The organism is Paenibacillus sp. Y412MC10 (genome assembly GCF_000024685.1).
Lineage (GTDB): Bacteria > Bacillota > Bacilli > Paenibacillales > Paenibacillaceae > Paenibacillus_AQ > Paenibacillus_AQ lautus_A.
The window spans coordinates 6,001,196-6,027,482 of sequence record NC_013406.1 but is presented as its reverse complement, the minus strand read 5'-3'; the positions used below and the strand labels follow the sequence as shown (position 1 = coordinate 6,027,482).

The 26,287-nt window shown below is 49.9% G+C and carries 23 protein-coding genes; 22 read left to right on the top strand and 1 reads right to left on the bottom strand.

The window, feature by feature from the left end; genetic code table 11:
• The first annotated feature begins 498 nt into the window (after positions 1-498).
• Together gltB and GYMC10_RS32670 are read left to right on the top strand one after the other, a co-directional pair.
• On the top strand, positions 499-5,094 hold the full coding sequence (gene gltB / locus GYMC10_RS26430) for a glutamate synthase large subunit (protein ID WP_015737330.1): 4,596 nt from the start codon (positions 499-501) through the stop codon (positions 5,092-5,094).
• A gap of 303 nt (positions 5,095-5,397) precedes the next feature.
• A complete protein-coding gene (locus GYMC10_RS32670) occupies positions 5,398-5,544 on the top strand; it encodes a hypothetical protein (protein ID WP_015737329.1) in 147 nt (48 codons plus the stop codon).
• 97 nt (positions 5,545-5,641) lie between these two features.
• On the opposite strand, the gene GYMC10_RS26425 is transcribed toward GYMC10_RS32670, so the two are convergent.
• On the bottom strand, positions 5,642-6,010 hold the full coding sequence (locus GYMC10_RS26425) for a helix-turn-helix domain-containing protein (RefSeq protein WP_009590422.1): 369 nt from the start codon (positions 6,008-6,010) through the stop codon (positions 5,642-5,644).
• Positions 6,011-6,338: 328 nt separating this feature from the next.
• Here GYMC10_RS26425 and GYMC10_RS26420 point away from each other — a divergent pair, with 328 nt between their 5' ends.
• From GYMC10_RS26420 to GYMC10_RS26325, 20 genes are all read left to right on the top strand, one after another.
• Positions 6,339-6,749, top strand: a complete 411-nt coding sequence (locus GYMC10_RS26420) for a hypothetical protein (RefSeq protein WP_015737328.1) — start codon at positions 6,339-6,341, stop codon at positions 6,747-6,749.
• Positions 6,750-6,865: 116 nt separating this feature from the next.
• A complete protein-coding gene (locus GYMC10_RS26415) occupies positions 6,866-7,555 on the top strand; it encodes a CpsD/CapB family tyrosine-protein kinase (RefSeq protein ID WP_009590428.1) in 690 nt (229 codons plus the stop codon).
• Entirely contained in the window at positions 7,552-8,604 is a 1,053-nt protein-coding gene (locus tag GYMC10_RS26410) for a nucleotidyltransferase family protein (protein ID WP_015737327.1), read from the top strand. The genes GYMC10_RS26415 and GYMC10_RS26410 overlap by 4 nt, the downstream gene beginning before the upstream one ends.
• A 286-nt stretch (positions 8,605-8,890) precedes the next feature.
• Positions 8,891-9,682, top strand: coding sequence for a hypothetical protein (locus GYMC10_RS26405; RefSeq protein WP_015737326.1), 792 nt, complete (start codon positions 8,891-8,893; stop codon positions 9,680-9,682).
• On the top strand, positions 9,679-9,960 hold the full coding sequence (locus GYMC10_RS26400; protein WP_009590425.1) for a PqqD family protein: 282 nt from the start codon (positions 9,679-9,681) through the stop codon (positions 9,958-9,960). Before GYMC10_RS26405 ends, GYMC10_RS26400 begins: the two co-directional genes overlap by 4 nt.
• Positions 9,950-10,387 (top strand): signal peptidase I, encoded by a 438-nt coding sequence (locus tag GYMC10_RS26395; protein WP_015737325.1) that lies wholly within the window; start codon positions 9,950-9,952, stop codon positions 10,385-10,387. The genes GYMC10_RS26400 and GYMC10_RS26395 overlap by 11 nt, the downstream gene beginning before the upstream one ends.
• A 120-nt stretch (positions 10,388-10,507) precedes the next feature.
• Positions 10,508-12,646 (top strand): ABC transporter ATP-binding protein, encoded by a 2,139-nt coding sequence (locus GYMC10_RS26390; RefSeq protein WP_144374356.1) that lies wholly within the window; start codon positions 10,508-10,510, stop codon positions 12,644-12,646.
• Entirely contained in the window at positions 12,643-13,140 is a 498-nt protein-coding gene (locus GYMC10_RS26385) for a DUF1854 domain-containing protein (protein WP_015737323.1), read from the top strand. Before GYMC10_RS26390 ends, GYMC10_RS26385 begins: the two co-directional genes overlap by 4 nt.
• Positions 13,141-13,436: 296 nt before the next feature.
• Entirely contained in the window at positions 13,437-14,198 is a 762-nt protein-coding gene (locus GYMC10_RS26380) for a YveK family protein (RefSeq protein ID WP_009590440.1), read from the top strand.
• A gap of 225 nt (positions 14,199-14,423) precedes the next feature.
• Positions 14,424-15,317: a UTP--glucose-1-phosphate uridylyltransferase GalU gene (gene galU / locus GYMC10_RS26375; protein WP_015737322.1), complete on the top strand. Its 894-nt coding sequence runs from the start codon at positions 14,424-14,426 to the stop codon at positions 15,315-15,317.
• Between the two features lie 16 nt (positions 15,318-15,333).
• Positions 15,334-16,038: a sugar transferase gene (locus GYMC10_RS26370; protein WP_015737321.1), complete on the top strand. Its 705-nt coding sequence runs from the start codon at positions 15,334-15,336 to the stop codon at positions 16,036-16,038.
• 28 nt (positions 16,039-16,066) lie between these two features.
• On the top strand, positions 16,067-17,026 hold the full coding sequence (locus GYMC10_RS26365) for a GDP-L-fucose synthase family protein (RefSeq protein ID WP_015737320.1): 960 nt from the start codon (positions 16,067-16,069) through the stop codon (positions 17,024-17,026).
• Positions 17,023-18,021, top strand: a complete 999-nt coding sequence (gmd, locus tag GYMC10_RS26360; protein WP_009590886.1) for a GDP-mannose 4,6-dehydratase — start codon at positions 17,023-17,025, stop codon at positions 18,019-18,021. The genes GYMC10_RS26365 and gmd overlap by 4 nt, the downstream gene beginning before the upstream one ends.
• Positions 18,018-19,478, top strand: a complete 1,461-nt coding sequence (locus tag GYMC10_RS26355; RefSeq protein WP_015737319.1) for an oligosaccharide flippase family protein — start codon at positions 18,018-18,020, stop codon at positions 19,476-19,478. The genes gmd and GYMC10_RS26355 overlap by 4 nt, the downstream gene beginning before the upstream one ends.
• Positions 19,475-20,275: a glycosyltransferase family 2 protein gene (locus tag GYMC10_RS26350; protein WP_015737318.1), complete on the top strand. Its 801-nt coding sequence runs from the start codon at positions 19,475-19,477 to the stop codon at positions 20,273-20,275. Before GYMC10_RS26355 ends, GYMC10_RS26350 begins: the two co-directional genes overlap by 4 nt.
• Positions 20,265-21,113, top strand: coding sequence for a glycosyltransferase family 2 protein (locus tag GYMC10_RS26345; RefSeq protein ID WP_015737317.1), 849 nt, complete (start codon positions 20,265-20,267; stop codon positions 21,111-21,113). Before GYMC10_RS26350 ends, GYMC10_RS26345 begins: the two co-directional genes overlap by 11 nt.
• A 56-nt stretch (positions 21,114-21,169) precedes the next feature.
• On the top strand, positions 21,170-22,354 hold the full coding sequence (locus tag GYMC10_RS26340; protein ID WP_015737316.1) for a hypothetical protein: 1,185 nt from the start codon (positions 21,170-21,172) through the stop codon (positions 22,352-22,354).
• Entirely contained in the window at positions 22,351-23,640 is a 1,290-nt protein-coding gene (locus GYMC10_RS26335; protein ID WP_041622058.1) for a hypothetical protein, read from the top strand. The genes GYMC10_RS26340 and GYMC10_RS26335 overlap by 4 nt, the downstream gene beginning before the upstream one ends.
• Positions 23,641-23,651: 11 nt before the next feature.
• Positions 23,652-24,884 (top strand): glycosyltransferase family 4 protein, encoded by a 1,233-nt coding sequence (locus GYMC10_RS26330; protein ID WP_015737314.1) that lies wholly within the window; start codon positions 23,652-23,654, stop codon positions 24,882-24,884.
• Between the two features lie 34 nt (positions 24,885-24,918).
• Complete coding sequence (locus GYMC10_RS26325) at positions 24,919-26,283, top strand: sugar phosphate nucleotidyltransferase (protein ID WP_015737313.1); 1,365 nt, start codon at positions 24,919-24,921, stop codon at positions 26,281-26,283.
• The last annotated feature ends 4 nt before the right edge of the window (positions 26,284-26,287 follow it).

The window sequence follows — 26,287 nt, the reverse complement described above, 5'->3', positions numbered from 1 at the left end:
TTCGGAATGTTCTATTTGCATGTTTTTTTGCACTATTCTACATAATATTTAACTAACTTTTGTGATTACTCTCACAAAAACAATTCTTATCAAATTCATAAAAACTTTGAATTGCCTGCATTGTATGACGGTGATAAAATATATAGAACTAATTAATCTTACGTGTTAGGTAAATGTTAACCCTTGTCGATTTTGCACAATACTGCATCGCCTCAAGACAGTGTCTCCACTGCAGGAGAGGATTGATGTCCAACCTTTACGAGGTTGTTCAAAAAGTCCGCTTTTGATCACGAAGTGAATCAGGAAGCCACTCGACATCGAATCTTGAATTCAGCCGGGCCTTCCGGTGCTCACGTACCAAAACGTACGCTCCACTCCTCAGTCCCTAGCTTCATCCAATCTTCTCGGTGCTGAAAACCGACCTTTTTGAACACGCACTTTATGTTTTCTGTTATTGATCAGCAGCATTTTATTCTATAAAAAGAAAGGTTGCATCTTATGAAACATACTGATTTTCCCCAGAAACAGGGCCTCTATGATCCGCAGTTCGAAAAAGATGCTTGCGGTATGGGTTTCGTTGCCCATATCAAGGGTAAGCCATCCCATGAAATCGTCAGCAGCGCGCTGACCATGCTTGCCAATATGGAGCATCGCGGCGGTCAGGGCAGCGAGCCGAACTCCGGTGACGGTGCGGGGATCATGTTGCAGATTCCTCATTCCTTCTTTGCTGCCGAAGCGGCGAAACTGGGCTTTGAGCTTCCCGAAGCCGGGCATTACGGTGCAGGCATGCTGTTCCTTTCCCATGATCCTGCCGTCCGTTCGGCGCATGAGGAGCAATTGGCTTCGATTATTGCCGAAGAAGGCCAGACCCTGCTTGGCTTCCGCGATGTGCCTACCCATGATGAAATGCTGGGCAAGTCCGCAAAAGCGGCAAAGCCGTATGTCCGCCAAGTGTTCATCGGACGAAGTTCCGACATTCAGGATGATCTCTCGTTCGAGCGCAAGCTGTATGTGATCCGCCGCCGCGCCGAGCTGGCGATCCGTTACAGCGGCAAGCCCGAAGGCGACAGCTTCTATGTATCCAGCCTGTCCTGCCGGAAAATCGTGTACAAAGGCATGTTAACGACGGAGCAGGTTGGGGAATTTTACCTGGATCTGCAGCAAGAGGGATTGGAATCCGCTATTGCGCTGATTCACTCCCGTTTCAGTACGAACACGTTCCCAAGCTGGGAACGCGCGCATCCGTACCGCTTTATGATCCACAACGGCGAGATCAACACTCTGCGCGGAAATGTAAACTGGATGCACGCCCGTCAATCGCTATTCGAGCATGAACTGTTCGGAAGCGATTTGGAGAAGGTGAAACCTGTCATCAACCCGGACGGATCCGATACCGGGATGTTCGATAATACATTTGAATTCCTGTATCTCAGCGGTCGTTCCCTGCCGCATGTGGCCATGATGATGGTCCCTGAGCCGTGGAGCAACCATGAGAGCATGGATAAGACCAAAAAAGCATTCTATGAATACCACAGCACGCTGATGGAGCCATGGGACGGCCCGGCAGCAATGGCGTTCACGGACGGTGTTCAGATCGGGGCTACCCTGGACCGGAACGGACTGCGTCCATCCCGTTATTACGTAACGAAGGATGATCTGATCATTCTGTCCTCCGAAGCGGGTGTTCTGGATATTCCGCCGGAAAACGTGCTGTACAAGGACCGCTTGCGTCCTGGTCGGATGCTCCTTGTTGATACGAAGGAAGGTCGGATCATCTCCGATGAAGAAGTCAAAGCAAGTATCGCCGCGGAACTTCCATATTCTGAGTGGCTGGATGAGCATCTGGTAGAGCTTCATGATCTCCCTGACGCGCCGGAACTGCCGGATCCGAAGCATGAAAATGTACGTCAGCTGCAGCAAGCGTTCGGCTACACGTACGAGGAACTGCGCAAAGTGATCGAGCCGATGGCGATCACCGGCGCGGAAGCGATCGCTTCCATGGGATATGACGCACCGCTTGCAGTGCTGTCCGACCGCCCGCAGCGGCTGTTCAACTACTTCAAGCAGATGTTCGCCCAAGTAACGAATCCGCCGATCGATGCGATCCGCGAGGAGCTGGTCACTTCGACGGCGACGACGATCGGCCCGGAGCGCAATCTGCTGAAGCCGGAACCGGAAAGCTGCCGCCACATCCGCCTGGATTCGCCGGTGCTGTCCAACGAAGAGTTTGCGAAGCTGCGCCATGTCCGCCGTCCGGGCTTCAAGTCCATGACGATTCCGATCTTCTTCCCGGCGGCCGAAGGAGCCGAAGGGCTTCGCAAGGCGATCGACACCCTCTGCGAAGCCGCGGATCGAGTCATCGCCAAGGGGCATAACATCCTGATCCTGTCCGACCGCGGCGTGGATAAGGACAATGCGGCGATTCCTTCGCTGCTAGCCGTTTCGTCGCTCCATCATCACCTGATTCGTCAGGGAACCCGGACCAAGGTGGCGATCCTGCTTGAATCCGGCGAACCTCGCGAAGTCCATCATTACGCTCTGCTGCTCGGTTACGGCGTGAGCGCGGTCAACCCGTATCTTGCGTTCGAAACGCTGGACGACATGATTCAGGAAGGCATGCTTCGCGGCATCTCGCATGAGAAGGCTGTGAAAAATTACATTAAAGCGGCAAGCAAAAGCGTCGTGAAAGTGTTGTCGAAGATGGGGATCTCCACGATTCAGTCCTATCGCGGCGCACAAATCTTTGAAGCCGTCGGCCTGAAGGAAGATTTCGTGGAGAGCTACTTCACGCGGACGCCGTCCCGCATCGGCGGCATCGGCCTGGAGGAAGTGGCCAGGGAAACGCTGGCCCATCACGAGCGTGCCTTTACCGATAAGGACGGCAACGATAAAGCGCTGGATTCAGCCGGCGAATACCAATGGAGAGCGGACGGGGAAGAGCATTTGTTCAATCCGAGAACCATCCATTTGCTGCAGCAGGCCGTCCGGACCAATGACTACGCAACTTACAAGAAGTACGCCGAGCTCGTGCAGGGTGAGAATGAGCAGCATCTGACGCTGCGCGCCCTGCTCAAAATCAAGCCGGCCGGCAAACCGGTGCCGCTCGATGAGGTTGAATCCGCGGAGTCCATCATGCGCCGATTCAAAACGGGCGCGATGTCCTTTGGCTCCATCAGCAAGGAAGCGCATGAAAGCCTCGCGATCGGGATGAACCGCATCGGCGGTAAGAGCAACACGGGTGAAGGCGGAGAGGATCCGGCCCGCTTCATTCCGGATGCCAACGGCGATTCCCGCCGAAGTGCCATCAAGCAGGTGGCGTCGGGACGTTTCGGCGTCACCTCCAATTACCTGGTGAATGCGGACGAAATCCAGATCAAGATGGCGCAGGGAGCGAAGCCGGGTGAAGGCGGACAGCTGCCGGGCCGCAAGGTATACCCTTGGGTGGCCGAGGTCCGCGGTTCGACGCCGGGCGTAGGGCTGATCTCGCCGCCGCCGCATCATGATATTTACTCCATCGAGGATTTGGCGGAGCTGATCTATGACCTGAAAAATTCCAATCCACGTGCGGATATCAACGTGAAGCTCGTATCCGAAGTGGGCGTAGGCACGATTGCCGCAGGCGTTGCGAAGGGCCGCGCGGACATCATCCTGATCAGCGGTTACGATGGCGGCACGGGTGCTTCGCCGCAAGGCTCCATCCGTCATGCAGGCATGCCATGGGAGCTTGGCCTGGCCGAGACCCATCAAACCCTCATCATGAACAATCTGCGTGACCGCGTGGTGCTGGAGACCGACGGCAAAATGCTGAACGGGCGCGATTTGGTGGTGGCGGCTCTGCTCGGAGCCGAAGAGTATGGATTCTCAACGGCACCATTGATTGCCGTCGGATGCATTATGATGCGCGTCTGCCAAATGGACACCTGCCCGGTTGGCGTGGCCACGCAGAATCCGGAGCTGCGCAAGAACTTTACGGGAGATCCGGAGCATGTCGCCAACTTTATGCGCTTTGTCGCTCAAGACATGCGCGAGCTGATGGCTGAGCTTGGCTTCCGTACCATTAACGAGATGATTGGTCGTACGGATTGCCTGGATGCCGTCAAAGCGGAACATCACTGGAAGAAGAAAGGCGTGGATATTTCGGCATTGCTGTATACGCCGGAGCTGCCGGAGGGCAGCACGCGCTACCGTACCCAAAGACAGAATCATGGTCTGGAACAGACGCTGGATATGCGTTCGCTGCTGGGCACCGCGGCACCGGCATTGGAATCGGGAGCTGCGGTGAAGGGCACCTTCCCGATCACGAACGTGGACCGTGCCGTGGGAACCATCCTGGGAAGCGAAGTCACGCGCAAGTATGGTGCTGCCGGATTGCCGGAAGACACCATTCAATTCGACTTCGTGGGTTCCGCAGGGCAGAGCTTCGGCGCATTTGTGCCGAAAGGGATGACGCTGACGGTTGAAGGGGATGCCAACGACTATATCGGTAAAGGCCTTTCCGGCGGCAAGCTGATCGTAAAACCTTCACCTAAAGCAACCTTCAAAGCCGAGGAGAACATTATTGCGGGGAATACCGCATTCTATGGGGCTACAGGCGGAGAAGCCTATGTAAGAGGCATTGCCGGCGAGCGTTTTGCCGTACGTAATTCGGGCGCGAACATTGTCGTTGAAGGCGTCGGCGATCATGGTTGCGAATATATGACCGGCGGCCGGGTGGTCGTTCTCGGGGAAACCGGACGCAACTTCGCGGCCGGGATGTCCGGCGGCATAGCCTACGTCTATGATCCTGAGGGAACTTTCGTGGATCGCTGCAATCTGGAGATGGTGCTTCTGGAACGCGTCGAGGATGGAACGGAAGCGGAAGCCCTCCACCGTCTTGTCCGGCAGCATGAGCAGTATACCGGCAGCGTGCCGGCACAGCAAATTCTGGGAGACTGGGATCAAGCGCTCAGCCGCTTTGTCCGTATCATTCCGAAGGATTACAAACGCATGCTGCTGCATATCGAGAAGGTACAAGATCAAGGCCTGACAGGGGAAGCAGCGCTCCTCGCCGCCTTCGAGGCGAATATGAAAGAGTTGGCACGTACAGGGAACTAGAATCCAAAACGTATGACGGGAAACCACATTGTATTCTTTAATGAATGCAATGTGGTTTTTCTTCATATATAAATAAATTACAAGGGTTTAAGAATCTTCTATGGTGATGACAGGATTCACCAAAAGAAAATTCGACAAAATTAGAACCGGAAGCATAGGACAAAGGCTCCACAAGACGACAGCATCATGTGATTTCATTCGTTATAATATTGGTAAGTAAGTTGTTGGGAAGATATGCGTTATCATCGTGTTCATGCAGCAGGGATGGAGATGAAACTATAGATAAGCGAGGTAGTTGAAGAAATGAGTGTGGACAAGGAGAGAGGCTCCGGAAGCACCGAGCAGCGGCTTGACCAGCAGAAGACGAACATCGACATCAATAAGCTCATGACTCAATTGGGAATCCATCCTGATAAATGGCTGCAAATGGAGGAAACTCATAACGATTAATACATTTGTCATTGCTAAACATGACTCTAGTGAAAATCCCCGATACCGCTATGTTGGACATAGTGAGTAACGGGGATTTCCATCTTCATGATCTGCATTATTTCATGGAGCGTTCCATGCGAACAAAAGCAATAAATCTTTTGGCTTCCTCTTCGGTTAACTTGCGGCCATCCACCGTGAGATTGAACCGCTCCAGCAAATCCTGGTCCGAAAGCTCAAGTCCGTCCACAAATGAGCGAACCTCCGGGTCAAGCACCGATTTCTCCAATGTTGTTCTCCCGATCAGATAGTCTATGGATACGTCAAAGAGGTCTGCCAGGCGGGTCAATGTTTCAAAATCCGGCTTGCGCCGGTTTTTTTCGTAATGGGATAGTGCAGCACGAGTAATGCCGACAGAGGTAGCGAGTTCTTCTTGAGTCCACCCGCGCTGTTCACGTAGTTCTGCAATTCGTTCTCCGTAGTTCATGCTTTGATCCCCCTTTCAATTGCTTGGCATACCTGATGGTGTGATTAGAAAAATGCGTCGATTCTATATAAAGCAGCTTAATGTACGTAAAGTCACGGTTTGGTGATGAGAGGATCGTAAAATTACGCAACATCCTAAATTTACACACGGAAGGTAGAAAATGACGATTTTTCTATTGACTCGATACGATATGTATCGTAAAATTGGAAAATAAAACGATACAATTTGTATCTGTTATCATTTTTTGAGTGACACTTAGTATCATTTTATCCATCGATAAAATGTCCCATACCAGAATTTATAGAAATAAAGGAGAATTAAATTCCTGATGTCAAGCGAAACGAAGCATCTTATTAAGGTAGGGATTAGAGTCATGGAGATTGGTCCCCTGAGCCTGCACGGCAGAAGCCACGATGTGACGCCGATCGAGCTGGGTCCGGAGAAGCTTGTTTTCCTGTGTCCCTGGGATATCCCCATGAGTCCCAAGATAAAGCTGCGTTATGAAATCGATGACATGTTTGATCATATTCAGGTTTATGGGAGGATACAGACTCAAGAGCCATTGCATGATTATCGGTTGTATCAGGTTCAAATATGTACGGATCGTGATCAAAAAGCACGGATAACGGGCATGCTTAACCGGATGATAAGCAGTCATGTGGCGTTTAGCCATGCCGTTTATCAAAATTACATATATCGTTCGCCAGGCCAATATAATAAAAAGCTAATCATACAGTAACAAACTAGATACAGACATTTTACTATATTTAAGATGCTTGGTCATTAGTTCTTTTACCTTAAATCCGCTCACTCTTTTCACAGGGATCGGACTATTTTAATAGGCAGGTGAGTTAAATGGCGAGAAAATACAAAAATCCTCTGGTTACCGTCATTAACCCGAAATCTCCGGCAGCGGAATCGTATCGGGGGCTAAGGACGAACATTCAATTTTCCGTTCATGACAAACAGGTTAGGGTGATCATGGTTGGCTCGGCTCAAATGAACGAAGGCAAAACAACCACAGTTAGCAACTTGGCCGTCGCCTATGCGCATGAAGGCAAAAATGTGCTGTTGATTGAAGCGGATTTGCGCAAACCCTCACTGCATCACGTATTCGGCGTTTCGAACGATACCGGATTGACCAATGTCTTGGCCCAGCAGGTAGATGTTGAAGACGTCATTCGGCCGACGGCGGTTACGAATCTCTCCGTCATAACTTCCGGCTCTATTCCATACAACCCTTCCGAAATGCTAGGTTCCCACAACATGCAAATGTTAGTTCACGATCTTAAGCAACGCTACGACATGATTTTGTTTGATACCCCTCCCATATTGGCAGTGAGCGATGCGCTTATTGTCAGTGCTTTATGCGATGGCGTCGTTTTAGTTGTACTGGGTGGGAAGGTGAAGAAATCCCAGGTGAGAAAAGCCAAAACTCAACTTGAGCATGTTAAGGCCCATCTTCTTGGGGTAGTGCTTAACAATATAACGATCAGAGAAAATGAAGCAGAGCAGCTTTATTACGGTAGTAAGTGGTTGAAATGAAGAACCGCGACATTCTGGTTATGTTTCTGGATGAGTTGTACCAGGGGAGGCTTCCTTCCCTGAGTGAATCTCAATATGACAAACTGATGGAAGATGTCGAATTGTTTGATATCGGGCCCCAGGTTTTCTCAGGGCTTGAGCGAAAACAACTTCTTCTTCAAATCCCGGAAAAATTCCGGCGCAAATTAAGCTCTGATGCAAATACCGTACTCTTACAGAACCTTTTTATAAAAATCGAGCTCAAAAAGATCCTGCAGACCTTCGAAGCGTCCTGTATAGAAGCGATCCCTCTCAAGGGAACGCTGCTTGCAGAACGCTATTTTGGCGGTCTCGCAGCACGCGGCACAACAGATATCGACCTGCTTGTGGGCAAGGAGGACTTGCATCGAGCCGCCACGCTGTTGACGAATGCTGGATTTGTTAAAGCTGCGGGCGATGCTACACATTTTCATGAAGAATACGTCAAATCATTGGATAACGATAATTTTCCCTCGCTAACCATTGAATTGCATTGGAATATCAGCAGAGAGGATTTTACGGCTACGGATGTGTCCCGTTTGTGGGACGAAGCTTGCGTGATGAGCGATTTTAATTACATTTACGAGCTAAGCCCGTTGCACACCTTTTACCATATTTGTCTGCACGGCATGAACCATCATATGATGTCGATGAAATACTTTGTAGACATTGCAACGCTTATACATTCCCTTGATACAAGGCTGGATTACGAGAAACTGTTGGATATGGCCGCTGTGGATCGAAATCTCTCGAAGGTATGGATCGCTTTGAATCTGGTTTACAGCATGTTCCCGCATCTTCAGGCACGATGGCCGCTGCCGCTGCTTTCATACAAGTTTAAATATCCAGGATGGAATCTTGAAAAGGCGCGTAAAGTTATGCAGGGTCGCAAGGGCTTTAGTTACTCATGGTTTAGAATGATGACCGCCTTCACGGTCCATGATACTTGGAGGCAGCGCTGGTCCCAGGTAGGATTCCTTATTTGGAATTTGCCGCTGTTGTGGATAAGAAAACGTGAAATTTTCAGATAGGATATTTTTACTATTTTTTGGTTGTGATATGTAGCATTATCTAGTTGACATGATACAAATTGTATCATAAACTAATGCTCAAGAAGGAGGTGTTAAGTATGAAAAAGACCTACGAGGCTCCAAAAATTTTGGCACAGGGCAAAGTGGAGTTTGGCACGACTCGTCCCAGCAACCCGGGCGGCGGCGGAAACCCTATTTGGTAGTATTTATACATTCCTTTGTTCATCGTTCCATAAAGCGCTTCGCTGGAATTGAATTATTATAGGTGGAAGTCGAGGTTGATCATATGTATGTAGCAACGGCAATAGTCGGAAAGTCCCGGGTGTCCTTTAAAACCGAATCGAAACGGATAGCCGAATTTGTCGCCAAGCGATTTAGGGTATCCGCCATTTCTGGTCAGGATCCTCAGGCTGATTTGTATGTTCGTATTCGAGGTGGGTACGGAGAGCCATTTGATGATGGACCTGTCCAGATTTCTGTATCCGAACATCTAATTAACTTCAAACGCTGTGATTATCATATGATTTCATCCCGGGATTACAGTTCGGCGGAAATCCATGTCTATGACGAGTTTGCCCTGAAGCATGCATTAATTAATTTGTACAGCTCATGGCTAATCCATGGAGAGCGCGGACTGCTGATCCATTCCTCTTGTGTGGTTCAAGACGGCAAAGCGTGGATGTTCGCAGGCCAATCCGGTGCAGGTAAGTCGACTGTCGCTGAGCTGTCGCGTCCCCGTCCGATTTTATCTGATGAAGCTACGTTTCTGTACATAGAAGAAAACGGACGTGTAACCGTGTTCGATTCTCCATTTCGCAGCGAGATGGAGAATCCCTGTGAACTTGAGGAAGCCGAATTATCCGGCATCCATTACATTATTCAATCCCCTGAAGTGGAGCGTGTGTCCATAACGCCGTTGGATGGATTCGCGCTAATGCTGGATAAGGTGTTTTATTGGCGTCATGATCCTGAGGAAACAAGAAATATGATTGCTTTATGCAAGAAGGTAGTGCAGCAAGTACCTTCCTATCAGCTCTATTTTCAGAAAAATGATACGTTTTGGGAGAGGATTTCATGAGCCAAACACAAACGAGGCTGCTGATAAGAAACGAGCATGTTGAAAGCGAAATGATCGGAAACGAATGGATACTGCTGAACATGAAGGAGCATGTGGCAACCAAGCTGAATGAACTCGGGGGGTATATCTGGAGCATCATCCCGGAATATGGGCACATGGAAGGAATCATTGAAAAAATTGCGGAGGAGTATGACATTGACCGTCATACTGCTGAGCAGGACGTAAAACCATTTATTGAAGAACTGTTGGGCAGCGGCCTTCTGACGTATGCTGGATGAGGCCAGAATCGCCAACGAATGGATGGAAAGACGCGGGGGGATCCAACTTCCCTCCTTGGGGCGCAGCATGTACCCCTTCATGGTGGAGGGGGAGCTAAGTTCTTTTGAAAAGCTCAATCATGAGGAAGCCAGAATCGGTGAAGTCTATCTCTTTGTTACAGGAGCGGGAAGCCTCGTCTGTCATCGGCTTCATGACATTCATGGCGAAGGCAGCTTGAAACGATACATATTTAAAGGGGACACCAACATTGTCCCGGATGAGCCGGTACGGAAAGAACAAATCTTGGGACGGTTTACCGGAACTTATAAAAGGAAGGGTTGGATTCCTGCCGATCATTGGAAATTGTCGATTCTAACCTGGATAACGCTCAACATACCGCTGTGGCCAAAGATGGTAAGGCGGTATTTGTCGTTAAGAAGGCTTTAAATAGAAAGATGTGATGATATGAGGATATTACGAAAACGAGGATCGAGGATTTCGGAACGATTGGAAACGCATGGCAAAGAGATGCCCTGGCTAATATTGCACGGAGACTTGAATCGTGATGTGCGTTTTGAACCGTTGCAGCTTGTGTTTACAGCTTCCAGGCTGCAGGTGCTGGATCGGGAAGGAAGGGAATTGCTGGAGATTCCCAAGCGTAAAATGATGAAGATCGACCTGGTTGAGGTCATCGGCGGTGGTTGTCTTGTCGCTGGCACTGCGGATGGCCCGGTTGAAATTTTACGATTCACGGAACCGTACCTTGAGTCCTGTCGCAAGGCTCTGCCGCAAGTCGAACAGTGGATAACGGATTCATCGCCGCATCGTATGGACCAATGCGGCGATTTGGATGAAAAGAAGGGAAAATGTGACCGCTGCGGCCGCGCAAAACGGACAGCTTCCGCTTTCTGCATGCGCTGCAATCCGAAATGGAGTACGGTGTCCCATCTTCTTCAGCGGAGCAGAGCCTATCGATCTTCTATCATGATGATGGGGATCATCGTAATCGTTACCGTTCTTGTATCCCTGGCACCACCCTACGTAATCAAATGGATCATTGATGAAATATCATCGCTTACTCGCTCAGACGGGGATTCCGCGTCATTGATATGGTTGGCCGCAATGCTCGCCGGTTTGTATATTCTGCAGGCATTGCTTCAGATGATCGAAGGTTATACGGCCATTAGGATCGGTGGACGCTTCCTTGGGGAGATTCGCAGAGATATGTTTCATGCCCTGATGAAACAATCGATGCGTTTTTTTGATAATCGGCAGGTATCTCAATATATCGGACGCATTAATCAGGATACGGATGCGCTCAAGAATTTTATGTCCCAAGGGATTGTTCACCTGACCTCTCAATTTTTATCCGCTATTTTTATTATGGGAATGCTGTTCTATTTGGATTGGCGCTTGACCCTGATGATCCTTCTGCCGCTGCCGCCGCTTGGAATCGTTGTGATGCGACTGTGGCCGAAAGTCCGGGACATGTGGTATGCCCAGTGGCAGTCGTCCATTCACGTTCAAAATATGGTAGGGGAGGCTCTTCAGGGAATACGAATCATAAAAGCCTTCTCCAAGGAACATGCTGAAAAAGCACGCTTTGATCAGGTCAATCAAAAATATGTTCATCGCATGATTTCAATTCAAAACTTATGGATGTTCATGACGCCGGTACTCACGTTATTCATTTCACTGTTTGCAGCCCTCGTATGGTTTGCCGGAGGACGGAGCGTGCTGGAAGGCAGCATGACTGTCGGAACATTAAGCGCATATGCATCGTATTTGATCATGTTCTTCGGTCCTGTCAAATGGCTGGCGCAATCCGCCAGCTGGATCAATGAGGTGCTGGGATCGGCCGAACGAATCTTTGAGGTGATTCAAACGCCTGCTGAAGTGAAGGATGACGAGAAAGCTCCGAGCTTTAACAACGTTCAAGGCGAAATCGTCTATGATCAGGTGGCTTTCGGCTATACGCAAGATCGACGAATTCTCCAAGGGATCAACCTACGAATAGCACCTGGCGAGATGATAGGCATCATCGGTCCGTCAGGAGCGGGGAAGTCGACCTTGATCCATCTGTTGTGCCGATTTTATGATCCGGACGAGGGGGACATCTATGTGGACGGACGAAGGCTTACCAGCATTAAGCAGGAGGAGTTAAGGAGAAATATTGGGGTAGTGTTTCAGGAAACCTTCCTCTTCGATGGGACCATAGCGCAGAATATCGCTTATGGATGCCCCGAAGCCAGTACAGAGGACATTATTCAAGCGGCAAGGACCGCAAATGCGCATGACTTTATATGCCGCCTCCCTGACGGCTATGAGACAAAGGTAGGAGAGAGAGGGCATCGGTTGTCCGGAGGAGAGAGGCAGCGTATAGCGATTGCCAGAGCCGTGCTGCTCGATCCTCCGATTCTGATCTTGGATGAGGCGACCTCCTCGGTCGATGTGGAGACCGAAGCTGTCATTCAGGAGGCGCTGGATACGGTGGTTCAAGGCAGAACGACTCTTGTCATTGCTCATCGGCTGTCGACTCTTCGGCGAGCGGATCGGCTTCTGGTTCTTGAAGGAGGGAGGCTAGTCGAGAGTGGAAGCCATGAAGAGCTTCTGAGACGCCAAGGGGTATATCATCGTTTGCTTCATGCAGCGCAGGCGAAAGCCCCGAAAGACGAATGGATACCGATGCAGGAGGTTGCTACATGATGGTAGCGAGAAGGGAAGTATGGGCTCAGGACCAAAGTCTTCGACTCTATCGCAACGGGAGAGGCGAACTAGAGGCGGAAAAAAACCGAGAGACAATCGGTAAAGTGCGCCTTGTTCTGACATTTCCGGTCACGAAGCCGGAGGGGTACGTTTCTGTACGCTCTGCATTGGATCAAGAGGTTCATTTTATCCTTTCGCTGGATGAACTGGATAAGAAAAGCCAGTCGGCTGCCAGGGAAGAACTGCAGCGAAGCTATTTGATTCCCGAAATATTGAAAATTATGGGAATCAAGCGCCGGGGCAGGAATTGGCTATGGGAAGTGGAGACGACGTATGGCAGGATCTCATTTCGCATAGACCAGCCGCAAGAGAGCATCGATTTCCTCTCGGAGAATGATTATACAATCAAGGATACGGAGGGCAGACGATACGTCCTCCGCGATGTTACACGTCTCGACAAACAGAGCAAGCTCTATTGGAATAAGATCAATTAGTTATAACGACTCACAAATGAGAGAATAGAGTACCAAAAAATGTAAACGCCTGCCGAATGGGGGCGTTTTTCTTTTTTGTTTCGGCCATGCATTTATATTTGTGTACGCTTACATGCCTAGAAATCATGTTGAAAGATCTGAATTTACTTTCTGATTGTGTAACAAAATGTATCGTTTGTAGGTAAATAAGACCAAATCAGTATTGACACGATACGAATTGTATCGTAAATTGAAGATGCTAAATGATACAAAATGTATCTACGGAAGCACATTTGCTTATGGACGGAGGAAATTCAGTGGAACTTGAAATTAAAGAGTATGCAACCGTGTTGAAGAAAAGGCTGTGGTTAATTCTCCTCGTGGTTGCCGTAGTCTGCGTACTCGTTGGATTTTACAGTTATCGAATGGTTGAACCCCAGTACGAAGCAAGCAACAAGATGATCGTGACCAATAAGACCGAAGAAAAAAAGTCTGTCCTTAGTTCAGATGATATGGATATGGGGATGCGTCTGGTTTATACATACAAAGAAATTATCGGAACTAGCGTGATTCTGGAAAAAGTGGTGGAACAGCACCCGGAATTGAAGCTGACCGTGAAAGACCTGATGGATATGATGGTGGTCGATACCGTACAGGATACACCTGTCATGACGATATCCGTCAGGGATTATAGTTACGATGGCGCGCTCAAAGTAGCGACGGCCGTTGCCGACGTATTCAAATCCGAAATATCCTCTATCATTCCCGGCGGGAACATCACCATCCTCTACGAGAATAACGCCGATCCCAGACCGGTCACTCCAAGTCCTCTGCTGTATGTCGTGATTGCTTTCGTTGTGTCGCTGATGCTGTCGATAGGTTTCTGTTTCTTGCTCGAATATTTGGATGATTCCATCCGCACCGACAAAGAGGTTGAACTGGTTCTCGGACTTCCGACACTGGCCGTCATACAGCACTTCAAGTCAAGTGACTTCAAAGCGAGAGGCAGCTCCGTGTCAAGACGCAGTCCGGTTGAACCGCCCGGTTCCGGAAAGGCCATCGTTAACGCGTCCGAATAAACGTTGTTACTTAAAGCATACATCAGGTAATGCCTACTGAACCTCTACCACCGTAGGCACTCGATTATGCTGTGGGCATCCGTCAAACAGGATGGCTTAGACGTTCATCGTCGATGGCGTAAAGTGAGGAAGGGTTAGATGCCCTCTCTTGTTTACATAGAGCTTCACATGGAATACCCAATTTTCCGGTAAAACGAACGAATTAGGATAGAGGAGGAACGGACAATGGCAACCATTAAAAAGGCTATCATTCCTGCTGCCGGACTGGGTACTCGATTCTTGCCAGCTACAAAAGCAATGCCCAAAGAGATGCTTCCGATCGTGGATAAGCCTACGATCCAGTACATTGTGGAAGAAGCGATTGAGTCCGGTATCGAGGACATCATTATCGTTACAGGCAAAGGCAAGCGGGCGATTGAGGACCATTTCGACCATGCATTTGAACTGGAGCATAAGCTTAGGCAGACCAAGAAGCTTGAATTGCTTCATGAGGTGCAGCGGCCCTCTCGCATGGCGGACATTCATTATATTCGCCAGAAAGAACCCAAAGGGTTGGGGCATGCCGTATGGTGCGCGCGAAAATTCATAGGCAACGAACCGTTTGCCGTCCTGCTCGGGGATGATATTGTTCGTGCCGAGAAACCGTGCATCAAGCAGTTAATCGAACAGTATGAACAGACCCGGAGTTCCGTGATTGGCGTTAAGTACGTATCTCCTGAAGAAGTACACCGATATGGAATCATTGATCCGTATCCGGTGCCCACCATCGGAGGACTGTCCAGAGTGCAAGGAATGGTAGAAAAACCGAAAGCCGAGGACGCACCTTCCAATCTGGCGATCATGGGACGTTATATTCTGACCCCGGCGATTTTCTCTTACCTGGAGCAGATGGAGGAAGGAATCGGCGGAGAGATCCAACTAACGGATGCCATTCAGCGAATGACTGAAATCGAGGAAGTGTATGCCTACCAATATGAAGGTACGCGCTATGATGTCGGGGAAAAGCTCGGGTTCATTCTTACATCGGTTGAATTCGCGTTGATGAAAGAGGAGCTGCGGCTTCCCCTTTTGCACGGACTTGAGCAAATGATACATAAGAACCGAACGTTGGCTAGATAGGAGATTGAATCAAGCCATGAATATCGAAACGATTGAAACAAGAACGTTGGAAACCGCTGCAGCCGAAGAGTTTCCCGTGATGACAGGTGCGAGCTCTTTCCCGGTGAAGCCCCGTTTAGGGTACTTCCGGTTGAAACGAACGACGGATGCCGTGCTATCCGCTGTTGGCCTTATTCTTCTTCTGCCTCTGTTTATGATCATCTTCGTGTGCATGAAGGTGGAGAGCCCCCGAGGACCGATGCTGTTCTCGCAGATTCGGGTAGGCAAGAACGGAAAAACGTTCAAAATGTACAAAATTCGCTCCATGGTCGTTAATGCCGAACAGCTTCAACAGAAGCTGGTTCACCTAAATGAGGTTGAAGGTGCCATGTTTAAAATGAAGAACGACCCACGGATCACGAAGGTGGGACGCATTCTTCGAAAAACGAGCCTGGATGAACTCCCGCAGCTGTGGAACGTACTGAAAGGCGAGATGAGCCTGGTCGGACCGCGGCCGCCACTGCCTGCGGAAGTAGAAGCCTACACCCCTTACGACATGCAGCGGCTGAGCGTGGTTCCGGGCTGTACCGGCTTGTGGCAGGTAAGCGGCAGAAACGCCCTGGGGTTCCGCGAAATGGTGGAGCTGGATTTAAGGTACATCCGTGAACAATCCACGACCCAGGACATTCGGATCCTGTTCAAGACGGTCCGGGTGTTCATGGGGTCCAAAGATGCTTTTTGAACAACCTCTTAAAAGGGAGATGGCGGTAATGAATTTGGATTCCCGAATATATGTGGCTGGTCATCGCGGTCTCGTGGGATCTGCCATTGTCAGGGCATTGGAGTTGCAAGGATATCGCAACCTGGTTACCCGTACCAGCCAGGAGCTGGACTTGCGTGAACGTGATCGCGTGGAACGCTTCTTCAGCAGTGAAGGGATAGAGTATGTGTTTCTAGCTGCCGCCAAAGTCGGCGGTATCATTGCGAACCGGGATTACCCAGCGGATTTCATACGGGACAATCTTCTAATCCAGAATAATATCATTGATCTTTCCTATCGGTACGGGGTAAAAAAACTGCTCTTTCTCGGATCTACCTGCATCTACCCCAAACTGGCTCCGCAGCCAATGAAGGAAGAATATTTGATGACCGGCGCCCTGGAGCCTACCAATGAGCCCTATGCCGTTGCCAAAATCGCGGGAATCACGATGTGCCAATCGTACAATCGGCAGTATGGTACCCGGTTCATTTCGGCTATGCCTACGAACTTATACGGCCCGAACGATAACTACGATCTGGAAACCTCCCATGTTCTTCCCGCGCTGCTGCGCAAGATACATGAGGCTAAGGAGACAGGTCAACGCGAGGTGGAAATTTGGGGTACCGGTCAGCCGAAGCGCGAATTCCTTTACGCTGACGATCTTGCCGATGCCTGTTTGTTCCTGATGAAGCATTACGAGGAGAATACAATCGTCAATATCGGTTGCGGAGAGGATGTGTCCATCCGGGAACTTGCAGAGAGCATAGCCTCCACTGTCGGTTATGACGGAAGTTTTGTCTATAACGCCTCTAAGCCCGACGGTACACCCAGAAAGCTGGTGGATGTCAGCAAGCTGACAGCCCTCGGCTGGAAGCCGTCGATCAGCCTTGAGCAAGGATTGGCCCGAACCTATGAGCACTATTTAGAATCGCAACAGATCTACAGTAAATCCGTTGGAGGATCAATATGAAAAGAGCATTAATCACTGGCGTTACCGGTCAAGACGGTTCGTATTTGGCTGAGTTTCTTCTAAGCAAAGGGTACGAGGTTTTTGGATTGCGCCGCCGGACCAGCACACCCAATTACGAGAACGTGACCCATATTAAAGATAAGATTCACTGGATATCCGGGGATCTGACCGATCTCGCCTCGTTAATCGAAGCGGTCCGTATCGCCGATCCGCACGAAGTGTATAACCTGGCAGCCCAGTCCTATGTAGCCGCTTCTTGGCCGCAGCCGCTGGCAACGGGCCAAATGACGGCGATCAGCGTAACCAATATGCTGGAGGCGGTCCGGCTGGTGAAGCCGGAGGCGCGTTTCTATCAGGCGTCCAGCAGCGAAATGTTTGGCAAGGTCGTGGAAACGCCTCAGAAAGAGACAACGCCTTTCTATCCCCGGAGCCCTTATGGCGTAGCAAAGGTATACGGCCATTGGATTACGGTGAATTATCGCGAAAGCTTCGGGATGTTCGCATGCTCCGGCATTTTATTTAATCATGAGTCGCCCAGAAGGGGATTGGAGTTCGTTACCAGGAAGGTCACGGATGCCGTTGCCCGGATCAAACATGGTTTGCAGCAGGAGCTGCGAATGGGGAATCTGGATGCATTGAGGGATTGGGGGTTTGCAGGGGATTATATCAAAGCCATGTGGCTCATGCTCCAGCAAGAACAGCCCGACGATTTCGTGATATCAACGGGCGAAATGCACACCGTAAGGGAACTCCTCGAGGTAGCCTTCTCTTACGTGGGCTTGCATTACGAGGATTACGTCGTCATTGATCCCGAATTCGTGCGTCCTGCAGAGGTTGACCTGCTCCTTGGCGATTGCACAAAAGCTAAAGAGCAGCTCGGGTGGGAGCTTGAGGTCAGCTTTGAACAGCTGATTAAGATGATGGTAGACGAGGACATGAAGCGGGTGCGCGCAGAGATCAAATACCAAGAAGCGCTGTCGGCGGCATACGTGTGAGAAGCAAACGATCGTCCAGCACGCGGCATAAGTTAGAAAGGTTTCACGATCTTCGCAAACTCACCCGTAATCGAACGGTCAACGGCGGTTTGTGGATATTTGCAGGGCGGGCATTCTTTGCGGGGTCCGCGCTGCTCATTAATATCTTACTGTCCAGGGTACTGAATACGGCAGCCTTCGGCGCCTATTTGATGGCTTTCAATATCGCCTTTTTTGGCGGCGTGGTGGGCACGCTGGGTTTGAACCAGAGCATCATACGTTTTTTGGCCGAGCAGAGGGAGAAAGGAAAGCAGACATGGGCCCGTAAAACCGCGCTGCTGTCTCTGAAGATTGCGATGATCGGAGCAGCCGGTACAGGCATACTGTATACATTCCTGCAGCTGACGCTGCTTCGAGGGGTTTTGGGCTCGGAAATTATGGCATCGGCTGCGTTATGGACCGGGCTGTGGATCATGTTAACGGTTCTGCAAAATGTAATGGCCGAAACCTTTCGGGGACACGGTGATGTGAGGCAGGCTACATTGTTTAGCGGCGTTTTGTCCAACTTTCTCATGCTGGCAGGTTTAGGGTTGTTGATGTGGCTGGGGCGTTCATCCTTATCGTTGGAGCATGCGCTCATCTTGGTTACGGTCTGCATGGGGATTAGCTGCTTCGTCGCCGGTTGGAGATTGCTGAAGCTTCTCCAGGGAGGGTTCCGGAACCCAACGAATGAGCCGGCCGCAGATCATGGGCCAAACGCCAGGCAGCTGCTTGCCGTCTCTCTCCCGATGATGGCTTCGAACGTCGCGCTGTTCATGCTCACCTCTAGCGATATCTGGATTCTGGGCGTTTTTTACGATGAGAGCGAAGTGGCGATTTATGGTGCAGCCGTACGCTTAATGGCCGTGCTTAATTTCTTCGTCGTGTTGATGAATACGCTGATGACAAGCATCATTTCCAAGTATTTCGGCAGCGGCCAGTTCCCGAGCATTCAAAATGCCGGCCGGATCATTGTTGGCATATCTACGCTGCCCGCAATCGTCATTGGAATGGTTTTTATGTTGATGGGCGAGCAAGTGCTTCAATTGGCATTTGGATCTGCCTATGGCTCAGGTCATGCCATTCTGGCCGTCTTGTCGCTGGGTCAGCTCATCAATTTATTCGCAGGCCCTTCAGGACTCCTTCTGACCTTAACCGGCCATGAGCGGGCCATGCTGAGAATCACGCTGATGACCAGTGTCGTGACGGTAATTGCGGCCGTGACGGTCGTTCATGTATGGGGACCGTTTGCGCTTGCCGTCGTGATGGTATGCGGTTTGCTTGCGCAGAACGGTTGGATGTGGGTAGAGGTGCGGCGAAGACTCGGCATTTCGGTGCATTTCCACCCCGTTGATCTGATACGTCAGTTGATGCGTCTGGCGGGCAGGAACAAAAACATGGAACAGCAAGTTCGATTAAAGGGAGCCAGTTACAAATGATACGGACTCAATGGGTAGAAGACAGATCTGAAGTTTTTCTCTCCGTAGTCACGGTCTGCAGAAATAATCTACAGGGTCTGATCAAAACGTGGCAAAGCGTGAAGTCGCAATCCTGCTCGCTCGAATGGATCGTCGTTGACGGCAACTCGGATGACGGCACGCTGGCTTTTCTTCAGAATATTGAAGATGAACGAGTATCCTTTGTCAGTGAACCGGATCAAGGGATATATGATGCGATGAATAAAGGGCTGGGATGTTGCAATGGTCAGTATGTTGTCTTCATGAATTCCGGCGATCGATTTTATGATGATACGATTGGCGAACGGCTTCGTGTGCAAGCTATCCAGCATCATCTCCCCGATTTGCTGTATGGCGATGCGCTTGAAGAAGCGCGGTCGGGTGAACTGTTGTATAAGGCGGCCCGCAGTCATAAGCGCATGTGGTACGGCATGTTTACGCATCACCAATCCATGGCTTTCAGGCGGGGGAGTTTGAGCGGCATCAGATATCGTCTGGAATACCCGATCGGAGCGGATTATGCCCTGACAGCGGAACTCTTGTTGCAGGGCGGGACCGCAGCGTACCTCCGTAAACCCATATGCATTTTTGAGCAGGGCGGTATCTCCCAAACCCAGCATAAACAAGGCCAGCGGGACCAGTGGTTTATCCGTAAAACCATTCTCGGGATGCCAATCGTCCTCCGCGCTGCGATCGCGCTGCTGCAATGGGGCGTTCGTTTGGTTAAACATAGCTTTCCTAAATTCTATAAGAGGGTGCGCTTCTCCTATGAAAAATAAAATCCCGGTGTCCGTCATTATCATGACGAAGAACGAGGAAAAAAACATAGCCAAGTGCTTGGCTTCGGTATCCGCTTTTGACGAGGTGTTCGTCGTGGATTCCAACAGCACGGATCGAACATGTGCCATTGCACGGGAAATGGGTGCACATGTCATCAATTTTACATGGAATGGCCAATATCCGAAGAAAAAGCAATGGTGCCTTGAGGAGCTGCCGTTCCGCAATGACTACGTGTTTTACGTGGATGCGGATGAAGAAGCCACCCCCCGGCTGGTCGCCGAGATGGAGGGGTTGTTTCAAGAAAAGCGGGATTTGGCGGCAGGCTATTTCGTGGCGTATGACTATGTATTCATGAACAAGGTACTGAAGCACGGGCACAGGATGTATAAGCTGGTACTGTTCCACCGCCGGTTAGGCAGATTTCTGGATCATGACGATCTGTCGGCGTCGAACATGTGGGAAGTGGAAGGGCATTATCAGCCTCAGATTGATGGAAGTACCGGGGTGCTCAGCAGCTGTATGGTGCACTATGATCATGATTCCCTGTTTGATTATTTCGCGAAGCATAACCGTTATTCGGATTGGGAGGCGGTGGTGCGCACCAATGGCGGTTTTCGAAACCTGAACGAATCCCAAATTTTCATCCGAAGCCTCCAGAAGAAGCTGTTCGACCGGATGCCTTTGAAGTGGGCGGTTGCATTTATACACTCTTATATCATTAAGCTTGGGTTTCTCGATGGTTCCGCCGGCTTCCACTATGCTTTCGCACGTTCGGTTTATTACTGGCAGATCGGAATCAAGATGTCGGAGCTCCGGAAAGTAAGCCAGGGGACATGAACGGCCGTACTGCTATCGGTAATCAGTTGTCCCCGGTCCCGACTGGAGGAGGAATTATGGGGGGGCTTGCCTTTATTCTGGCCCTCTTGATTTACGCTATCTTCAGCGCGCCCTTTCCAGCCAATCCTGGCATAACGGAAGTGGTGATTGCGGCGTTGTTGGTATTGTTTGTTTCGCTTCCGACAGGAATTCTGGTCATGAGCGGCGGTTTTACGCTGTATCGCAGATATGACACCGTACCCATGCCGCTGCATCTGGGCTTTTTTGTGCTGCTGTGGCTGGGGCTGCTGAATGGAGGCGTCATCTATCGTTGGGATTCAACGGATATCCTGCGTGATCTTATTCCATGCGTATATTTGTTTGTCCCTTTATTGCTGCTTCCCGCAATGAATCGTTCCAAATTCAAATGGCTGTCAATTCTTCCGTGGCTCATTGCGGTTATGGGCGTTATTTTATCGATCAGATTCTATATGGAAGTTCGCATTTCGCCGCTGGATATCGGGAAAATGTATTATTTTGATAATTTTCTGTATTTGCCTTATGACCCGAGCGTTTCGTTTGCCGGCGTCTTCCTGACGATTATGGCCGTGCATACGTGGAAAAGCACGAATCCGCTCCGTTGGCTAAGCAGCCTGGCCATGCTGATCGGCGGTTTTTTGGCGTTAGGTTCGCTTATGGCCGTAGCGCAGCGGGCACCTCTCGGGTTGGCTGCCCTATGCTTTGCGGTGTATTTCGGCGTAAGTTCCGGAAGGTCTGTACGGAAGTTGATCGTCATTATCGTGATCTTGATTGGAGCCGGGATTCTGGCCCAGGAGCAGATCACGAGCTCGTTTGATTTGCTGTTATCCAAGCAGGTGAACTACGGAGCGAACGGGAAGACGGATGAATTGGCGGCTGTGCTTCAGGAAACGTCCAAGTCGGTGTATACGCTGCTGCTTGGTATAGGCTGGGGGGGACTGTTTTTTGATCCGACCTACATGTCCGAGGTCTCGTTTACTCATTCGGCGTTTACCTTCTTCCTGTTAAAGGGAGGGGTTATCGGCATTACAGTCTTTTTGGCTTATCTGAGCTGGATTGTATGGAAGTGCTTAAAGCGTGTGAACATGCAGAATCTCCCGTACATGCTTGGAGCCGGGGTTCCGATCATGATCGGATTGTTGTTCCAGCCCAGTTTCAAGACGCTCTCCTACGGAATGCTCCTCACCGTTCTGATCTTAAAAGATAAGGAGTCAATCCCATGAATCACAATCTGAGTTTCCCTGCGGATACATTGCATAATCGGGGCAGAAGCTCAGTGGCCAACTTGGGGGGATTCGGATTTATAGCAGCATTGCTGTTATATGCCTTGTTCAGTTCCCCTTTTCCAGCGGAGCCCGGCATCACAGAAGCTTTGATTGCTGTTCTTCTGATCTTGTTTGTATCGATCCCGACCGGAATCATTGTGATGGGCGGCGGTTTCTCGTTATATCGCCATTACGGAACCGTGCCTGTCGTTATTCATGCCGGCTTCTTCTTTTTGCTGTGGATTGGGCTTCTGAACGGCGGTGTTGTTTATGGGTGGGATATGACGGATATTATTCGCGATTTGATTCCGTGTGTGTATCTATTCGTTCCGCTCCTGCTCTTGCCGGCAATGAAACGCTCAACGCTCAATTGGCTTGCGATATTGCCTTGGATCATCTCCGTAATGGGCGTTATTTTATCCATCAGATTCTACGTGGTTGTACAGATTTCCCCTCTCGAAGTGGGCAGAATGTATTACTTTGATAATTTCTTGTATCTTCCGTATGATCCCAGCGTTTCGTTTGCCGGCGTATTTCTTCCCATCATGGCGATTCATACGTGGAAAAGCTCCAGCCCGTTTCGCTGGCTGGGGAGCCTCGTGATGCTGTCTGGCGGTTTCCTGGCCCTCGGGTCCCTCATGGCCGTTGCGCAGCGCGCGCCGCTTGCGCTTGCTATGCTGTGCTTTGCCGTTTACTTCATTGTGAGCTCGCGCAAATCGATGAATAAGCTGATCATTGGTCTGATCATTCTTGTCGCCGCAGGGATGCTTGCCCAGGAGCAAATATCCAACTCATTTGAATTGTTGGTATCCAAACAGGAGGATTTCGGCGCGAACGGAAAGACGGATGAGCTCGCCGCCGTACTGGCTGAAACGTCCGCCTCTCCATATTCCATGCTGCTGGGAGTGGGGTGGGGAGGCCTGTTTCACGATCCGGCGGTAAACAACATTCTTGTATCCTACACTCATTCGGCGGTTAGCTTTTTCCTGCTCAAGGGAGGGCTGATCGGGATTGCAGTGTTGATGATTTATCTGATCTGGATCCTGTATAGGGCTCTTCAGCGGTTTACGATCACCATGCTCCCCTACATGCTGGCAGCCTTTGTACCTGTCATTATCGGCTTGTTGTTTCAGGTCAGCTATAAAACCTTGTCGTACGGAATGATCCTTACCATGATCTGTTTGATACATAAGGATCCCGGTAGCGTTCATTCAGGCGGCGAAAAGAACATTCCAAGACAGTAAGGGGACATGAAATGAAAAAAGAAATCGTGTTTGTGGCCAATTATTTTCATCCGGATTATGCTTCGTCCGGGCAGCTGCTAACTGAACTTTGTTTGGAGCTCCAGCATGATTTTGATGTGACGGTTATCGCCGTTCAGCCGGAAAACGCAAATCACGTCCAGAAGAAAAGAATGTTTGAATACGATCAACTGGAACGTATACGGATTATCCGTCTTCGTACTCCTCAAGTGAATAAGCGAAGCAAATTCAGCCGCATCCTGTTTATTCTCTCCTATTTTCTATTGGCTGTTATCGCATTGCTTCGCATTAAGAAAGTGGATGTCATCTATACGATATCTTCTCCACCGATTATCGGCGGATTGATTGGCGCCATCGGCAAGGTGCTGAAACGCGGAAAACTCGTCTACAACATCATGGATTTTAATCCGGAGCAAGCCGAAGCTATCAGTTACACGAATCGAAAATGGCTGTTTCGTCTGGCCAAGAGAATGGATAATTTGAGCTGCCGTATAGCCGACCATATCATCACGGTTGGACAGGACATGCAAGAGACGCTGAACAGCCGCTTTCGTGGACGCAGGGTACCGAGCAACAGCGTAATTAATAACTGGACCGACGAGCAGGATATCAAGCCGCTGCCCCGCAGCGATGCTAACGTGTCGAAGTTTTTGAAAGATCATGATCTGCAGGGGAAATTTATCGTGATGTACTCGGGGAATCTCGGTCTTTATTACGATCTGGAGAACATTATACGGGTCGCTTCGGATTTTAAGGATCATCCGGATATCCTGTTCGTTTTTATCGGAGATGGCGCCATGAAGCCCGAGATGCAGCGATATGTGGAGGAGAAGGGATTGCGGAATGTTCGGTTCCTTCCGTTTCAGCCTAAAGAAAACATCAAATACTCTCTATGCGCTGCGGATGTCCATTTGGTCGTCAATCAGAAAGGGATCAAGGGCGTCTCGGTTCCAAGCAAAATCTATGGCGTCATGGCCGCCGGAAAACCGATACTCGGCGTTCTTGAGCAAGGAAGTGAAGCCGCCGTCCTTATTAAGGAAAGCGGATGCGGAGTCGTTGTGGAACCGCAACAATACCGCGAAATCTCCCAGCACATAGCGAATATGTATGCATGCGGTACGGAAACGTTGGAATTGACCGGACGTGGCGGAAGATTGTATTTGGAACGGTATCTTGCTAAGGCTCAGTCAATCGACAAATACCGGACGCTTCTGCAGTCCATATAGATGCTGTGATAAAAGGATGGAGGGAAGTAGTAAGATGAAGATTATTTTATTGTCCGGCGGTTCGGGTAAGCGTCTGTGGCCTCTCTCCAACGAGCTTCGCTCCAAACAGTTCCTTAAGGTGCTCCCTGGAGAAGAAGGAGAATCCGAGTCCATGGTGCAGCGCGTTTGGAAGCAATTGCAGAGGAGCAACTTGGCGGATTCATCCTTTATAGCCGCAGGCATTTCGCAGATTGAAATTATTCGAAATCAGCTTCCCGGCAGGGTGCCGATCATCGTAGAGCCGCAGCGCAGAGATACGTTCCCTGCGATCGCGCTAGCCGCCGTGTATCTGTATTCCATAGCCAACGTCAATTTACAGGAAACCGTTACCGTACTGCCGGTAGATCCTTTTGTGGAGGAGCCGTTCTTTCATACATTATCTTCTTTGGATCGCGTTTTGGAAGAGTCCGGAGCGGATATAGCGCTTATGGGGGTCAAGCCAACCTATCCTTCGGAGAAGTACGGTTATATTCTCCCTGAACAGACGGAGGATGCCTCGGGTGGTTACCGCAACGTAAAAAGCTTTAAAGAAAAACCAAGCGAAGAGCAGGCTTCGCAATACATCGCTCAATCCGCTTATTGGAACTGCGGCGTGTTCTCTTTTAAGCTGGACTATCTGATCCAGCTTCTGATTGATAAGGGACTGCCGATTCAATATGAGGAAATGTCCAAACAGTATGCAAGGCTCTCGAAGATTAGCTTCGATTATGAGGTGATCGAGAAGGCACAGCGCGTCGTGGTGGTTCCTTATGAAGGGAGCTGGAAGGATCTGGGCACTTGGAACACGCTTACAGAGGAGATTCCATCGCCGATCAACGGGAAAGGGACCATCAGCGACGATTGCTACAACACCCATTTGATTAATGAACTGGATATTCCGGTAGCGGTGCTGGGACTCTCCAATGTCGTAGTAGCCACAGGCGCAGACGGCATCCTGGTTACCGAGAAATCATCCAGCCCGCGGTTGAAGGAATTTATTTCTCATATCGAACAACGGCCCATGTATGAGGAACGCCGCTGGGGATGGTACCGTGTACTCGATCTGCAAAAGCATAAGAACGGACATGAGGTTCTCACCAAGCGGATTCGGATTGATGCAGGAAAGAATTCCAGCTATCATTATCATCTGCATCGCGAAGAATACTGGACGATCACCAGCGGTACAGGTGAAGTCTGCATTCAAGACCAGGTAAAGTCCGTTCAGGCTGGGGATGTGCTCAAAATACCCGCCGGCACCTTGCATGGGATTCGCGCGCTTGAAGATCTTGAATTCATTGAGGTTCAATCCGGTACCGAAGTATCGGAGGAGGATACGATCCGGTTAACCTTTCAATGGGAAGAGATGACCCAGTTCGTCTAAGGAC

Coding starts and splice junctions, on each gene's coding strand:
- GYMC10_RS26365 (WP_015737320.1), top strand. CDS start 16,067: ATGAATTTGGATTCCCGAATATATGTGGCTGGTCATCGCGGTCTCGTG.
- GYMC10_RS26410 (WP_015737327.1), top strand. CDS start 7,552: ATGAAGAACCGCGACATTCTGGTTATGTTTCTGGATGAGTTGTACCAG.
- GYMC10_RS32670 (WP_015737329.1), top strand. CDS start 5,398: ATGAGTGTGGACAAGGAGAGAGGCTCCGGAAGCACCGAGCAGCGGCTT.
- gltB (WP_015737330.1), top strand. CDS start 499: ATGAAACATACTGATTTTCCCCAGAAACAGGGCCTCTATGATCCGCAG.
- galU (WP_015737322.1), top strand. CDS start 14,424: ATGGCAACCATTAAAAAGGCTATCATTCCTGCTGCCGGACTGGGTACT.
- GYMC10_RS26335 (WP_041622058.1), top strand. CDS start 22,351: ATGAATCACAATCTGAGTTTCCCTGCGGATACATTGCATAATCGGGGC.
- GYMC10_RS26330 (WP_015737314.1), top strand. CDS start 23,652: ATGAAAAAAGAAATCGTGTTTGTGGCCAATTATTTTCATCCGGATTAT.
- GYMC10_RS26385 (WP_015737323.1), top strand. CDS start 12,643: ATGATGGTAGCGAGAAGGGAAGTATGGGCTCAGGACCAAAGTCTTCGA.
- GYMC10_RS26395 (WP_015737325.1), top strand. CDS start 9,950: ATGCTGGATGAGGCCAGAATCGCCAACGAATGGATGGAAAGACGCGGG.
- GYMC10_RS26400 (WP_009590425.1), top strand. CDS start 9,679: ATGAGCCAAACACAAACGAGGCTGCTGATAAGAAACGAGCATGTTGAA.
- GYMC10_RS26415 (WP_009590428.1), top strand. CDS start 6,866: ATGGCGAGAAAATACAAAAATCCTCTGGTTACCGTCATTAACCCGAAA.
- GYMC10_RS26370 (WP_015737321.1), top strand. CDS start 15,334: ATGAATATCGAAACGATTGAAACAAGAACGTTGGAAACCGCTGCAGCC.
- gmd (WP_009590886.1), top strand. CDS start 17,023: ATGAAAAGAGCATTAATCACTGGCGTTACCGGTCAAGACGGTTCGTAT.
- GYMC10_RS26405 (WP_015737326.1), top strand. CDS start 8,891: ATGTATGTAGCAACGGCAATAGTCGGAAAGTCCCGGGTGTCCTTTAAA.
- GYMC10_RS26345 (WP_015737317.1), top strand. CDS start 20,265: ATGAAAAATAAAATCCCGGTGTCCGTCATTATCATGACGAAGAACGAG.
- GYMC10_RS26350 (WP_015737318.1), top strand. CDS start 19,475: ATGATACGGACTCAATGGGTAGAAGACAGATCTGAAGTTTTTCTCTCC.
- GYMC10_RS26425 (WP_009590422.1), bottom strand. CDS start 6,010: ATGAACTACGGAGAACGAATTGCAGAACTACGTGAACAGCGCGGGTGG.
- GYMC10_RS26340 (WP_015737316.1), top strand. CDS start 21,170: ATGGGGGGGCTTGCCTTTATTCTGGCCCTCTTGATTTACGCTATCTTC.
- GYMC10_RS26420 (WP_015737328.1), top strand. CDS start 6,339: ATGTCAAGCGAAACGAAGCATCTTATTAAGGTAGGGATTAGAGTCATG.
- GYMC10_RS26325 (WP_015737313.1), top strand. CDS start 24,919: ATGAAGATTATTTTATTGTCCGGCGGTTCGGGTAAGCGTCTGTGGCCT.